Genomic DNA, 13,596 nt, shown 5'->3' with positions numbered 1-13,596 from the left:
TATATTTATGAAAAAAACAATTGTGTTCCTAACGGTGCTAATGACTATTACATATGCTAATGCCCAAGATACTGGAGAAGATGACTTCGGCGCTTGGTATATGTATTTTGGAACGAATCGAATAACAGATAAATTAAGTATTCATTCAGAAGCTCAATTTCGTTTCTACGAGGTCGCTAATACTTTTAATCAATTACTATTGCGAACTGGTTTAAATTATCATCTTACTGAAAATGCGATAGCAACTATCGGATATGGTTATATCAATACTGATGGAACCTTTGCGGATATTCCTGATGAAGAAAATAGCAATGAGCATCGAATATTTGAGCAATTTATTCTTAAAAATAAAGTTGGAAAAGTAAAATTCGAACATCGATATAGGTTAGAGCAACGATTTATTAGTACGCAAGTTGATGATTTCACCGAACATCGGGCTAGATATAGATTACAACTGACCTATCCTTTTAATGACAAGTGGTTCATAAATGTTTACGATGAAGTTTTTATTAATTTGCAGGAACCTATTTTTGGGCAAAATCGTTTATATGGAGCGGTTGGATATAATGTAAAGTCAAACTTCAGTATTCAATTTGGGTATTTAAAGAATCATTTTACGGGTATCAATTTTGATCGATTACAGTTAGGAATTATCTACAATACCGACTTTAGAAAAAAGGAATAAATAATAAAAAAATTATATCTTAAAATAGATTGATATCAAATAGGGTCTGTCGATATTTTTTTGAATTAAAAATTTAAAAAAATTGACAGACTCATTTTGATAATAAGACTTTCAGTTTTCCAAAGGTTAAAAAACAAAACTATGACACTTACAAAAAAAGATAATCCAGCATTACTACTTATCGATGTACAAAGGGGTATTAACAATCCTGGATATTATGGAACAGAACGTAATAACCCTAATGCAGAAAAAAACATAGAGGCGTTATTGAAAAAATGGAGAATAGATGGATTACCAATCTATCACATAAAACATTGTTCTTCCAATCCTGAATCTCCATTAGCTAAAGGAAAACCTGGTAATGATTTTCAAGATTTTATTATTCCACAAGATCATGAACCAATCATCGAAAAAGATGTAAACAGTGCATTTATAGGTACAGATCTGAAAACACAGTTAGAAAATGCTAATATTAAGAATGTGGTTATTGCTGGATTAACTACAGAGCACTGCGTATCTACTAGCACCAGAATGGCTTCTAATTATGGGTTTAACACTTTTTTAATTGAAGATGCTGTAGCTGCATTTGATAAAATCGGTTTTAATGATAAAAGATATAGTGCTCAAACGGTTCATGATATCGAAATTGCAAATCTTAAAGATGAATTTGCAACCATTGTGCAAACAGAGGAAATTATTAAACTTTCATAGTTCAATTCTTTGAACAATAAAAATCTCTTTTGTTTTAATATATTAATAGTATAAGACTATTACATCAAACTTACATCTCTAATCCGTAATAAATTTTGTGTTTAATTTCATCATGTTTAAACAGTTTAAAAATCTATAGCAACACTAAAAACAGTTGTTCAAACAGCACAAAGCAACATTTAATCGATATTATTTGCTTTTTAGCGTTAAAAATATTACATTTACGGTAAAGCCGTAATTTAAAATAAAGGTGAATTTTCCCTTAATCTAATTATTAAAATGCGGTTAGAACTACTGAAAATTAAAATAATATATCTCGGATGTTTTGGGTAATATTAGTTGATAGATTAAAAACAATTCTAATAGTTAAGTCATTAACATGAAAAAGAAATATTTATTACTGGCAATAATAGCCATATTAAGCTTTGTCTCTAATTTAGAAGCACAAAACAATCATATAGATCATATGGTTTGGGATCAGCTTTTATTACTAAATGTATCTAATGATGGTAAAGTAGATTATAAAGGTTTTATTAGAGATAAATTTTTATTTGATAAATATTTTAAATCCTTATCCACTAATTATCCATCAGAAAACTCTGACGACACCGAAAAACTTGCTTACTGGGTAAATTTATATAATGCTATTGTAATGAAAATGATTATTGATCATTATCCTGTTAAATCAATAAATGATCTTAAAAATCCCTGGAAGAAAAAATCAATTGAAATAAATAATATAAAATATAGTCTAGATGATATTGAGCACACCATTTTAAGAAAAATGGATGAACCTAGAATTCACTTCTTACTTAATTGTGCTGCAACTTCTTCTCCAAAACTATGGAATAGAGCCTATACTAATAGAAACATTACTAAAGCCTTAGAAGAAAGGACTATTGAATATATTAATGACCCTTCTAAAAATATCATCACCAATAATGAAGTGAACATTTCAAAAGTATTTGATTGGTACGCTAAAGATTTTGATAATGGAGATATTAAAAGTTACATCAATAGATATTCAAAAGTAAAAATCGATAAGTCATCAAAAATGAATTACTTGGAATATGACTGGAGTTTAAATGAGAGAGAATAACTTTTCCTAACTTATACGTAACAAAAAGCCCTTTATTAAAAACAAAGGGCTTTTCTAATTTCTATCTAAAATATTTTAAAACTAAGGAGTACCTACAAAATCAGTAACGATCCAATTAGATCCATTATATATAAGACTTATACTTTCGTTTTGATTCAAGACAGGATTACCCAAAGATGCGGGTAAAAGAACCTGACTTGGAAATATCGTTATGGTAGTAGTAGGATGAATATTAATCAAATGTACCTTTTGCCCAGTTACTCCTCCAATAAATCCAAAAACAGTAACACTAGAACCATTATTTATAAGTACAATAGATTTATTTGTTAAATCATACCCTGTAAAATTACCAACGCTTGTTTCTGTAAATACAGGAGTTTGTACAGCCCCCCCTACAGAGAGAGTTTGCGCAGTCAAATCGGTAAAATTGGCATCTCCATTAATACTCAAAAGGTTTGAAACGTCTGCAATTCCATTATTTATCGATCCATCATTTTCAATACGAAACTTAGTGTTTTGTTCAGTTTCGAAAATAATACTACCATTCGTATCTACATCATTATCTGCTCCAATAGTAGTACTTCCTATATTAGATGTAGTTGCTGTACCTACTCCAGTAAGATTAGTAAGGTTTGCTCCACTACCAACAAAAGAAGTAGCTGCAACACTACCGCCTACTTCGATTTTTTCAGTAGGAATCAGATTACCAATATTGATATTCCCGTTAGCATTAATCTCTAAAGATTGATTAGGTGCTCCTGCCATAATCTTAAAAGGAGTTCTACCGCCATCAATATCATTTATTGCAAAATAATTTTCCCCATTATCAGCTATATCGTTGATTTGTATAGACCAATCAATACTTGGAAAACTTGCACTAGTACTAGTATCGAAAAACCGAATACCTATAGTATCATCTGATAAAATCATATCATTTTCTCCAAAATCCATTCCGGTCATTACATCATCGCCTATGGCTACTCGGTTTTTAACAATAGATTCTTCAATAAAAACATTATTTCTTGTATTAAAAGTAATTTCATCAGTTCCTAAGGATTTTAATGCTCCTGTATTATCGTAATAAAACATAAAACCCTTTGCACTGCTTTCATAAAAAAGAGAACCAGGAGTTGCTTGTGCCACTACATCATTCGTATTACTTAAGATCATTCCATCTTTAACTCCCAAAACAGCACTACCAAAAGTAATAGCATCGGTAAAACCAATACCAACTTTTGCAGTATCATAATACACATGATCTCCTATTTTCGACCATATAATATCAAATGCTGTTCCTGTAGTATTTCCAAATCCTGGAAAAGAAGTTTTAGCTGTATTAGCAGATACTGCTGTCAAAACCTGATTTAAATCTGCAGCGGATGTAATACTTAAGAAATTTACTTTATCAATTTGTCCCGTCGTTATTGTCGCAGGTGTATTAGTCAAATTATTGTAATCTAAACTCAAGGCTCTATCTGTATTTTTACTGGTCAGTCCAAAAGATGTACTTATTAATTGAGCTGTACCTATAATATCATAATTAGTTCCTCCGGTAGGATCGGTTTCCGTTCTAATATAGTAAGAGTCACTTCCCCAATCGATTCCATTTAATGATCCTGAAATAATAGTACCATCTCCTATCAACAAACTTACTACTCCTGCAAAATTAGTCATGGAATTATGAGTTTCACTATATACCGTAGTACCAGTTACGCTACCTTCTACAATACTAAGACGTACGGATATATTAGTAGCAATAACTAATGCATCAGATGCATCTCGTATAATTGCCTGATAACTAAATTTTTCTGGTGCCTGTGCATGTATACTTGTTGTAATCATTAACAAGCATAGGCTTATAAATATCTTTTTCATATTCTTATTAGTTGTTAAGTCCTACACAATACCAATTAGTACCATCGTAAACAAATGTGGCACTACTATTTGCAGTTAGTATGATATTAGCATTTCCTGCTAATTGAAAATTCTGTGCTGCTGTTCCTGCATTATGTTCTAATGTAATTGTAGACGTTAAAGCTGTAACAATTATTGATTGTCCTGTTATTCCTCCTGAAAATGCTTGAATTGAAGAAGCTGCTTGACCATCAAGGGTAACAAAACTTTTATCCGTTACATCATAAGTTGTAGGAAAAGTTGTAGCCGATGTTTCTACATTAGGAGTAATCACAATGCTTTGAACCGAAGCATTACCATTAAGGGTCATATTATCTACTTTGGCATCACCAATTACATCTAAAGCTACTGATGGGGTTGTTGTTCCAATACCAATAAACCCAGTATTACTAACAGTCATTCGAGTTATATTTTGCGTCTGAAAAGCAATTTCTCCAACAGTATCTGCATCATTATCTGCTGCAATAGTTGTATCCCCAGCATTAGTAACACCACCGGTACCTGTAGCAATTCCAGTTATTCCAGAGCCATCTCCTATAAAAGAATCGGCTTTAATAGCTCCTACAACCTCTAATTTATTGGTTGGATTATTTGTTCCTAGTCCAACATTACCATTAGTTGCCACAAATAAAGAGTGTTCAGCTGCTCCAGCAAGAATTTTAAAAGGAGTTGTTGCTCCTGTGACATCAACGATCGCAAAATGAGAAGTTCCACCGTTGGCAGTTTCATTTATTTCTATCTGCCAATCATTAGCAGGCAATGTACCAGAAATATCGTCGCTATCATCAAATAATATTCTCAAGTTATTTTCTGCAAGAAGGAGTGTGTTAAATCCAAAATCAACACCTGTTGATATATCCTGACCTACACCAAGACTATTTTGAATAAACACATCATTACTAATAACAGCATCTCCATTCTCTATGCTCCATAATCCACCCGCATACGTCACTGCTCCTGTATTGATAGTTACATCTGTATTTGTATTGTCTATATAATGAAAGCTTCCACTACCTGTGTTATCATAATACAAACTTCCTGGTACCGTTGCTGCCGGAGTTCCATCAAACAAAATAGGACCTCCTACGTGCAACTTAGATCCACTAAAACTACTGGATTCATCAACTCCAATTCCGACGTTACCAGCGTTATAAAAAATATCATCGGTCATCGATTTAGTCCATATCACATTATCTCCTTCTAAAGCTGTACCAGGCACAGTTCCAAATCCAGGAAATGTAACTTTGGCATTATTGGCAGTTACATCTGTTTGTAATTGATCTATATTTACTGCTGATGTAACAGTGATAAAATCAATTTTAGCAGCTTGTGCTGGGGTTATTATTGTCGGCAAATTTGTTAAAGAATTATAATTCGCTGTTGCTGCAACATCTGCTGTAGCCGAATGCAATGCATAGGGAACACTTAAAAGTTGATTAACTGTTGATAATGTATAACTTGTTCCTCCTGCAGGATCTATCTCTATTCTTATGAAATAAGGTCCAGCAGACCAATCAATAGAATCAAAACCAGCAGCATTACCAATAACTAAACTAGCAAGACCATTAATGTTAGTCGTCACACTCTGATTCTCCGAATACACAGAAGTACCCGAAGCAGATGTTTGTAGAATATTGATTTGTACTCCTACATTGGTATCTCCTACTACTATATTACCAGCATCTCTAACAACAGCCTGATAATTAATTCTGTATGAATTTTGTGCTGTAATACTTATAGTACACACAAAAATTAAAAAAGTAATTATTTTATTCATCGGTTTATTTTTTTATGATTTTGAAAGTTTTTAAAGGGGTGTTTTGCATCTTCATTGTTAAGATATAAATTCCAGAAGCATAGGAACTCATTTCGATAACATTCGTATTACTATCAATAGCTTTACTAATAACTAATCTTCCATGAACATCATGAATTTCGAAACTTGTATTCTTAACATCAATTTCTTCTACAGAAAGAATTAATCTATCAGTAGTAGGATTGGGATACGTCTTCACCCCAAGTTTTACTAATTCGAATTCAGGGTTACTCAATGTTTCAATTTCAAAGGCTTGTTGCACTCCTTCCGACAATGAACCATTAGCATTCTGCGTGGTAGTATAAAAAGTTTGTCCAACAGAAAAACTAGATGTTCCACTTGCTCCAGTTGCATTGTCACTAGAAGACACAAAATTCTCTTGTGCAATCATCGATGTGATTCCAAAAGAAAAAAGCATCAAAACCATAAAGGGTATGTAATTATGTTTCATATATAAATGTTTTAATATTTTAAAACTACATAAATTAAATGCCAATTAGACCAAAAAGAATCATTAGTTACATAGGTATTTATACCTGTTTTTTCATCTAACCATCTTTAAAAAAAGGTTTTTTCCCCGATATTATTATCATAAAAAATCTACCCTTTACTTGATATAATGGTTGCATCTTTTTATTATATTAGATCCCTATGAATACTATTGATATTAGGACTGTAGATGTCGTACAATATATACAACCATTACGAGAAGGTGGTTCTCTACCAGCTATTGTAAAAGCGGATGATGAATTTCTATACGTATTAAAGTTTAGAGGTGCTGGTCAAGGTAAAAAGGTTTTAATTTCTGAACTCATCGGTGGCGAACTAGCAAGATCTATCGGGTTAAAAGTTCCGGAATTAGTGTTCATGAATCTAGATGATTCCTTCAATAAAACTGAACCAGATGAAGAAATTCAGGATTTACTTAAGTTTAGTGTTGGACTTAATCTAGGATTGCATTTCTTATCAGAAGCTATCATGTACGATCCATTAGTCTCTATTGCAGATGGAATGACTGCATCAAAAGTAGTATTATTAGATAGCATCATTAGTAATATTGATAGAACTGCAAAAAACACAAATTTACTTAATTGGAAAAAAGAATTATGGCTTATCGATCACGGTGCTAGCTTTTATTTTCATCACAATTGGAAACAGTGGCGAAATCATCTAGAGAGAACGTTTCCTATTATAAAAGATCATGTATTACTGGAACGTGCTGATAAACTACCACAAGCAGCCAAAGAGATTACATTACATATGACTCACGAAAAGATCAATGAAATTATTACCAAAATACCGGAAGATTGGTTAATCGATGAGTCTGAGGACTTAAGTCCAAATGATATGAGGGCTGCATATATAGAATTTATTCATAGTAGACTTTCTAAAATTGATGAATTGGTAAAAGAAGCTGAAGATGCAAGATAGATGTACATTTGAATACGCAATTATACGATTCGTTCCCAAAGTGGAGCGTGAAGAATTCTTTAATGTAGGGGTCATTCTATTCTCTAAAAGAAAAAAATTTCTTAAAGTCAAATATCATATTGACCCAAATAAATTAAAAGCTTTTTCAAGTGAAGTAACCTTGGAACATTTAGAGGAATATCTTAAATCTTGGGAATTAATTAGCATTGGAACTCCTTCTGGTGGTGCAATCGGAAAATTAGAATTATCCGATCGGTTCCGTTGGCTAACTGCTTGCAGAAGTACAATTATTCAGAGCTCTAAAACACATCCTGGAATATGTAATGATCCTCAGAAAGAATTAGATCTTCTTTTTAAAAACTATGTGCTATAATGTTTATGTTCTGCCTATAATTCTCTTTTGGCAATAAACTAGAATTAAAAAATATAGTAACGAAAAAATCTATTTTCATACTTATAGTATATACTATAAAGATCGTTATTATATATGAAAAAAGTAATACTATATATTTTTCTAATAGGTATAACTGCTGTAATTGGATTTGTAATTTGGTTTTTTGTATTTTATTTACAAGTTCCTGAATTAAAAATTCCTAAAGATGCTGGTCAAACTGAAAAAGTTGAACATATAGATAAATGGTTAGTGGAGCTTCATAATGACAGAAAATTCAATGGAGGCATTTTAATTACAAAAGAAGGCATCCCTCTACTTGCAAAAACCTATGGATTTACAGATGTTTCAAGAAATATAAAACTAACCAGTAAATCCTCATTTAGATTAGCATCAGTTTCTAAACAATTTACTGCTAGCGGTATTATGCTACTAAAAGAGAGAAAACAATTAGATTATGACGATCTAGTGACCACATATATCCCAAATTTTCCATATCAAAAAGTAACTATTCGACACTTATTAAATCAAACTTCAGGAGTTCCGGATGCATATATGAGTCTTGCAGAAAAGAATAAAGATAGTATTGATATTCTCACTAATCAAATAGCTATAGATCTGTTAGTTCAAAATCACCCAAAAATTAATTTCGAACCTAATGAGAAGTACCAATACTCTAATACAAATTATATTTTGCTTGCTCGAATTATAGAAATCATTTCTAATCAATCTTTTGAAGATTTTATGAGTGAACGAATTTTTACTCCATTAGGAATGAAAAACACCAGAGTTTGGAATTTACTATCCAAGGATACAACATTTAAACATAAAACTGATGGTTTTGAAGATATGGCAGGAGAGGTTAGAGAGATTAAACCCACATTTATTGACGGCGTTGCAGGAGATGGTGCTGTTTTTAGTAGTATAGAAGATTTTGTTATTTGGGATAAATTCTGGTATCAAAATGATCTTATCAGTGAAGAAAACTTGAAAGAAGCTTTTAAAAAGCCTACTTTAAATAATGGTAAAAAATCGAACTATGGATTTGGTTGGGTGATTCTAAACGAAGATACTGTAATGCACAATGGAGTTTGGTTAGCGGCTAATTCTTATTTTGTAAGAAACACTAAAAAGAAAACAAGTTTTGTTCTTCTAGATAATTCTTCAAATTTATTTTTTAATAAAATCATTAAGAATTTAAAATAAAGAACCTCCACTAAAAAATAGCTAAATCAAAAACGTTAACACATTTTTAACCCCTATAGAAAGTTAGAAAAGCTCAAAAAAAACGACATTTAATAAAAACAACAATCACATGAGCCTTTCTAAAATTTCTTTTACTAATGCAGAAGGTCAGACACTTTCTGGTCGTTTAGAATTACCTGCAGATCAACACCCTCATAACTTTGCTTTATTTGCGCATTGTTTTACATGTAATAAAAACTTAGGAGCGGTAAGAAATATTAGCAGAGCTCTTACCTCACAAGGATTTGGCGTATTACATTTTGATTTCACAGGTTTAGGAGAAAGTGAAGGAGATTTTGCAGATACTAATTTCTCTGGCAATGTAGAAGATTTAATAGCTGCAGCGGATTTTTTAGCAAAAGAATACCAAGCGCCTTCCCTATTAATCGGACATTCTCTTGGTGGTGCTGCCGCAATTTTTGCTGCTGCAAAAATTGATTCTATAAAAGCTGTGGCTACAATAGGTGCTCCTTCTGACCCTACTCACGTACAACATCTATTAAGAAGTGGTCTTGAAGAAATTGAAACAAATGGTAAGGCAATCGTAAACCTAAGTGGAAGAGATTTTACCATTAAAAAGCAATTCCTTGATGATCTTGAAACAAAATCATTACCAGCAGTAGCTAAAAACCTGGATAAAGCTCTGTTAGTAATGCATTCTCCACAAGATACTACCGTAGGAATTAGAAATGCTGAAGAAATATATCATGCTGCCAAACATCCAAAAAGTTTTGTAACCTTAGATGGGGCTGATCATTTATTAATGAGAAAAGAAGATTCTTTATATGCTGGAAAAGTAATAGCAGGTTGGTCTACTAGATATGTTGATATCCCTGAAGAACCTAGACTAAAAAGTCAACACCATGTAGTGGCTAGTCTTGGAAATGATGAAGGATATACTACACAAATGAAAGTCGGAAATCATTATATAGTAGCTGATGAACCTGAAAGTGTTGGCGGACACGACTTTGGACCTTCTCCTTATGAATTTGTTTCTGCTGGATTATCAGCATGTACAGCTATGACAATTAAGATGTATGTAGCAAGAAAAGGATGGGACCTGCAAAATGTAGAAGTACATACAAGTTATGATAAAAGGCATATGGAGGATTGTGAAAATTGTGAAGATCCAATGGCAAAAATAGACACATTCGACAGAGAAATAAAGTTAACCGGTAATTTAGATGAAAAGCAAATTACAAGAATATTACAAATCGCGGATAAATGTCCTGTTCACAAAACATTACATTCTGAAACACAGATTTTAACTAAATTAATTTAATCCACAAAATATCAAAAAGGGAAGCTATACAGGACTCACGCTTCCCTTTTATCATTATGAAAAGTATAAAAATTGTTGGTCTTTCCTATTCCGACCAATATCTTAAAGTTACTTCAACCCATCCTTCTGGTGTTTCGTTTTCTGTACTTACCTCAACAATTGCCGAAGATGCTCCATCGAAATAACCGTCTCGAGCATCAAACCTATACCTCCCAACTGGAAGACTTTCGAAAAGTCCCACTTCGTATCGAGAATCAAAATAAATAACCCCTGTTTCTAAATTGGTAGCTCCATATCCTGGTAAAGTTCCAGCAGGAATTTCCTGACCAGACCATTCATCTACTAACTTGATAATTACATCAAATCTTACTTCACTTTTTTCTTCAATTACTGATGTAGTTTCTTCTAAGTTATTAGTTTCTGTTTCACAAGAAGAAAAGAAACATAATACAACTAGAAATATCATCATATTGGTCAATTTCATAATACTATTGGTTTTAAGAATTATAATTTAAATTTCGGAATTAAAGCAAGAAATTCGTTTACCACAAGATTATCAAAACGTTACCTATTATTTTTTCACAAATAGATATTACTCTTCATAGTATCAAATAAAAAACACTAACCCATTATGAGTTAGTGTTTTCACAGTCTTTTTATCGAAAATATTCTAATAGATTTTTATTTTCTTATTAATCGTTTTGTTTTAATAGTCTTACCATTACTATCTTCTATCGATAAAAGATATACTCCAGACTTCTGTATTCCCGACAATAAAATGGTAGTTTTACCAGAGTTAGATTGTTCTAACTTATCATACACAACTTTACCTTCTAAATTGTAAATTAAAACTTTATAATTCCCTTTTAACCTCGAAGAAATAGTAATATTCAATTCATCACTAAAAGGATTAGGATATATATCTAGAACCATAGTTTTATCTAACTCTTCTAAAGGTGGAGATTGTATTTTAGAAAGATTTGAAGCAATTCTTAATGTTCCGCAAGCTCCCAAATTAGTCCAACTAGATGATGTTCTTTCGAATAAATAACCTTGATAAGTTACTTTATCCCCAACCCCATAACTTACGCCACTTTGCCAAGGTGAAATACCTAAACAAATATCTACTGGATCGGAATCTGTAGTATAATCTACAACTAATCGGGCCGCTTTACTTGAACCTCCTTCATAAGAATCCGCTACTCTTTTCGCCGAGGTACTTGTTAAACTTACACCTCTTCCTCTTATAATAAAAGAAGCATTATTACCTGGGGTCCAATTACTATTATTTACGAGTAGTTGAACCATATTTTTTAAATCTGGAGTACGTTGTCCAGAGCCATTCTGACCACTTGACCAAGAATTAGGCTTCCAAATAACTTTACTAGAAAACACTGATCTGCTAGACACATTATTTGCATCTGTAGTAAATGCTGATGAATTACTACTATTGTGTAAAGCTATTTCTAATTCTGCATTAGCACTATTACTTTCATCAGCGGTAAATTGTATATAAGCATTTGTGATTGTCGCATTCTGAGGTAATGCTAAAGACCTAAATCTCAAACCTATTACTTGATTCCCAGCCTCACTATGACTATCATATACTAATTCCAAGTCACTACTATTTGTATACACATCTCCATTTTGTCTCTCTTCTACATCATCACTACCAGTGTTAATAGCTACCTCTATAGTGCCACTATCTGGATCTGGATCCACAGTAGTGCCTTTAATAATTGTAACTACACTTCCATTAGAAGGGTTCCATATATCTAGATTAGAAGGGATCTGAAATACATTGTTATTAGAAACAGTACCTACTTGTGAGGCATTATCTACTCGTATAGTTCTAGTCTCAATTTTATCTTCATCAACAAAAATCCACTTAAACTGATTGAATCTTGCAGAATTTCTAGTCCAGTTTTTATTGTCATCATTAGATCTTAAGGGAGCTCCCCAACACCCTTCGCCGGCATATACTGTTCCATTCTGATCGTCTCTTACAAAACCTTCATCACTTCCTGATCCTGTGGATGGTTTTACAGGCCAAGTAGTTTTTACTGTATGTGCATCGCACTCGATAACAAGTTTTACTCCTTTATCATAAAATAATTGAGCCCAATTATTATACTGACTATTCCCCTCTGATTTATAAGATACATGAGGACGCATTGGTTTATGGTATTGTGCCATTTTCCAAATTACATTGGTGCTAGCATTTAGATCATTTCGTAACCAAGTTGTTTGATTACCAGAAATGGAAATTTCAGTATTTAATGTATATGTTCTAACAAGGTTATCGCCAAAAGTTAATGCATAATATACACTAGATGATGGCGTATCAAACAAGTTGTAAACACTATTATTACTATCCTCATGATTTCCTCTTGTTGCTACAATTGGGAACATTCTACCATCCGACGCAATTGTTAATTGCCAATCATTAAACCAAGTTTGCCATTGACTATTAGTATCATCATCTGTCATATCCCCTCCAAACAATACTGCGTGAGGTTTTAATTTAGAAACCAAACGATTGGCATTTTGTCTCGGAGTTCTATTGTTTCTAGAATCTCCTCCCGCTATAAAAGATAATCTACTCTTATCAGCTGGAGCTGTTTTAAACCAAAAACGTTCACTTGTGCCTTGGCTATCTCTAATCACAAAATAATAAGCAGTATTGGGTTGTAATCCCGTTAGTCTAGCAAAAGTATTATTCATTCCTTTATATGAGACTGTTCTATCTGGTGATTTAGAGTTTGGATAATTATTATAAGCTGTTCCATAATCTGTAGTACCATAATAAACTGTTGCATTACTGCCTGATGATTGATTCCATCCAACAACAATTGAAGTTGCAGGATTACCTCTTAAGGTAAGTCGATATTTATCATTAGATGCTTGCACCTGAAGCCCTAATATTATTAAAGTTAATGTAATAAATTGTTTCATTTAGTATGAAGATTAAGTTAGTTTTTTCAAATTTAGGATATCAAATAATTAAAAAATTCTAATTCCA

The 13,596-nt window shown here is 32.3% G+C and carries 12 protein-coding genes; 7 read left to right on the top strand and 5 right to left on the bottom strand.

Annotated elements, in window-relative coordinates; translation table 11 throughout:
* Positions 1 to 7: 7 nt before the first annotated feature.
* The 3 genes from BMY33_RS11845 to BMY33_RS11835 all read left to right on the top strand — a co-directional run bounded on the left by BMY33_RS11845 (position 8) and on the right by BMY33_RS11835 (position 2,495).
* Complete coding sequence (locus tag BMY33_RS11845) at positions 8 to 685, top strand: DUF2490 domain-containing protein (protein WP_091408643.1); 678 nt, start codon at positions 8 to 10, stop codon at positions 683 to 685.
* A 141-nt stretch (positions 686 to 826) separates the two neighbouring features.
* Positions 827 to 1,396, top strand: coding sequence for a cysteine hydrolase family protein (locus tag BMY33_RS11840; RefSeq protein ID WP_091408641.1), 570 nt, complete (start codon positions 827 to 829; stop codon positions 1,394 to 1,396).
* 379 nt (positions 1,397 to 1,775) lie between these two features.
* Positions 1,776 to 2,495: a DUF547 domain-containing protein gene (locus BMY33_RS11835; RefSeq protein ID WP_091408639.1), complete on the top strand. Its 720-nt coding sequence runs from the start codon at positions 1,776 to 1,778 to the stop codon at positions 2,493 to 2,495.
* An 81-nt stretch (positions 2,496 to 2,576) separates the two neighbouring features.
* Here the strand turns inward: BMY33_RS11835 and BMY33_RS11830 are convergent, their stop codons facing one another.
* Genes BMY33_RS11830 through BMY33_RS11820 form a run of 3 tightly spaced genes read right to left on the bottom strand, consistent with a single transcriptional unit; the run spans position 2,577 to position 6,676 of the window.
* On the bottom strand, positions 2,577 to 4,370 hold the full coding sequence (locus tag BMY33_RS11830; protein WP_139195644.1) for an autotransporter outer membrane beta-barrel domain-containing protein: 1,794 nt from the start codon (positions 4,368 to 4,370) through the stop codon (positions 2,577 to 2,579).
* A 7-nt stretch (positions 4,371 to 4,377) separates the two neighbouring features.
* Positions 4,378 to 6,186, bottom strand: a complete 1,809-nt coding sequence (locus BMY33_RS11825; RefSeq protein WP_091408634.1) for a hypothetical protein — start codon at positions 6,184 to 6,186, stop codon at positions 4,378 to 4,380.
* Positions 6,187 to 6,190: 4 nt separating this feature from the next.
* The gene (locus tag BMY33_RS11820) at positions 6,191 to 6,676 is read right to left on the bottom strand and encodes a T9SS type A sorting domain-containing protein (protein ID WP_091408633.1); all 486 of its coding nucleotides are present in this window, start codon (positions 6,674 to 6,676) and stop codon (positions 6,191 to 6,193) included.
* Positions 6,677 to 6,876: 200 nt separating this feature from the next.
* Here BMY33_RS11820 and BMY33_RS11815 point away from each other — a divergent pair, with 200 nt between their 5' ends.
* The 4 genes from BMY33_RS11815 to BMY33_RS11800 all read left to right on the top strand — a co-directional run bounded on the left by BMY33_RS11815 (position 6,877) and on the right by BMY33_RS11800 (position 10,574).
* Positions 6,877 to 7,656, top strand: a complete 780-nt coding sequence (locus BMY33_RS11815) for a HipA family kinase (RefSeq protein WP_091408630.1) — start codon at positions 6,877 to 6,879, stop codon at positions 7,654 to 7,656.
* Positions 7,646 to 8,029 (top strand): DUF3037 domain-containing protein, encoded by a 384-nt coding sequence (locus BMY33_RS11810; RefSeq protein WP_091408628.1) that lies wholly within the window; start codon positions 7,646 to 7,648, stop codon positions 8,027 to 8,029. The genes BMY33_RS11815 and BMY33_RS11810 overlap by 11 nt, the downstream gene beginning before the upstream one ends.
* Before the next feature lie 114 nt (positions 8,030 to 8,143).
* Positions 8,144 to 9,253, top strand: a complete 1,110-nt coding sequence (locus BMY33_RS11805; protein ID WP_091408626.1) for a serine hydrolase domain-containing protein — start codon at positions 8,144 to 8,146, stop codon at positions 9,251 to 9,253.
* Between the two features lie 109 nt (positions 9,254 to 9,362).
* On the top strand, positions 9,363 to 10,574 hold the full coding sequence (locus tag BMY33_RS11800; RefSeq protein ID WP_091408624.1) for a bifunctional alpha/beta hydrolase/OsmC family protein: 1,212 nt from the start codon (positions 9,363 to 9,365) through the stop codon (positions 10,572 to 10,574).
* A gap of 85 nt (positions 10,575 to 10,659) precedes the next feature.
* On the opposite strand, the gene BMY33_RS11795 is transcribed toward BMY33_RS11800, so the two are convergent.
* Together BMY33_RS11795 and BMY33_RS11790 are read right to left on the bottom strand one after the other, a co-directional pair.
* Positions 10,660 to 11,058, bottom strand: a complete 399-nt coding sequence (locus tag BMY33_RS11795) for a hypothetical protein (RefSeq protein ID WP_091408622.1) — start codon at positions 11,056 to 11,058, stop codon at positions 10,660 to 10,662.
* Between the two features lie 197 nt (positions 11,059 to 11,255).
* Positions 11,256 to 13,529, bottom strand: coding sequence for a fibronectin type III domain-containing protein (locus tag BMY33_RS11790; RefSeq protein ID WP_091408619.1), 2,274 nt, complete (start codon positions 13,527 to 13,529; stop codon positions 11,256 to 11,258).
* Positions 13,530 to 13,596: the final 67 nt, after the last annotated feature.

This window comes from Aquimarina amphilecti (genome assembly GCF_900109375.1).
GTDB classification, from domain to species: domain Bacteria; phylum Bacteroidota; class Bacteroidia; order Flavobacteriales; family Flavobacteriaceae; genus Aquimarina; species Aquimarina amphilecti.
This window is presented reverse-complemented; position numbering and strand designations above follow the sequence as displayed.

Excerpts from the sequence above, each read along its gene's own strand:
- BMY33_RS11845 (WP_091408643.1), top strand. The coding sequence starts at position 8 with ATGAAAAAAACAATTGTGTTCCTAACGGTGCTAATGACTATTACATAT.
- BMY33_RS11840 (WP_091408641.1), top strand. The coding sequence starts at position 827 with ATGACACTTACAAAAAAAGATAATCCAGCATTACTACTTATCGATGTA.
- BMY33_RS11835 (WP_091408639.1), top strand. The coding sequence starts at position 1,776 with ATGAAAAAGAAATATTTATTACTGGCAATAATAGCCATATTAAGCTTT.
- BMY33_RS11830 (WP_139195644.1), bottom strand. The coding sequence starts at position 4,370 with ATGAAAAAGATATTTATAAGCCTATGCTTGTTAATGATTACAACAAGT.
- BMY33_RS11825 (WP_091408634.1), bottom strand. The coding sequence starts at position 6,186 with ATGAATAAAATAATTACTTTTTTAATTTTTGTGTGTACTATAAGTATT.
- BMY33_RS11820 (WP_091408633.1), bottom strand. The coding sequence starts at position 6,676 with ATGAAACATAATTACATACCCTTTATGGTTTTGATGCTTTTTTCTTTT.
- BMY33_RS11815 (WP_091408630.1), top strand. The coding sequence starts at position 6,877 with ATGAATACTATTGATATTAGGACTGTAGATGTCGTACAATATATACAA.
- BMY33_RS11810 (WP_091408628.1), top strand. The coding sequence starts at position 7,646 with ATGCAAGATAGATGTACATTTGAATACGCAATTATACGATTCGTTCCC.
- BMY33_RS11805 (WP_091408626.1), top strand. The coding sequence starts at position 8,144 with ATGAAAAAAGTAATACTATATATTTTTCTAATAGGTATAACTGCTGTA.
- BMY33_RS11800 (WP_091408624.1), top strand. The coding sequence starts at position 9,363 with ATGAGCCTTTCTAAAATTTCTTTTACTAATGCAGAAGGTCAGACACTT.
- BMY33_RS11795 (WP_091408622.1), bottom strand. The coding sequence starts at position 11,058 with ATGAAATTGACCAATATGATGATATTTCTAGTTGTATTATGTTTCTTT.
- BMY33_RS11790 (WP_091408619.1), bottom strand. The coding sequence starts at position 13,529 with ATGAAACAATTTATTACATTAACTTTAATAATATTAGGGCTTCAGGTG.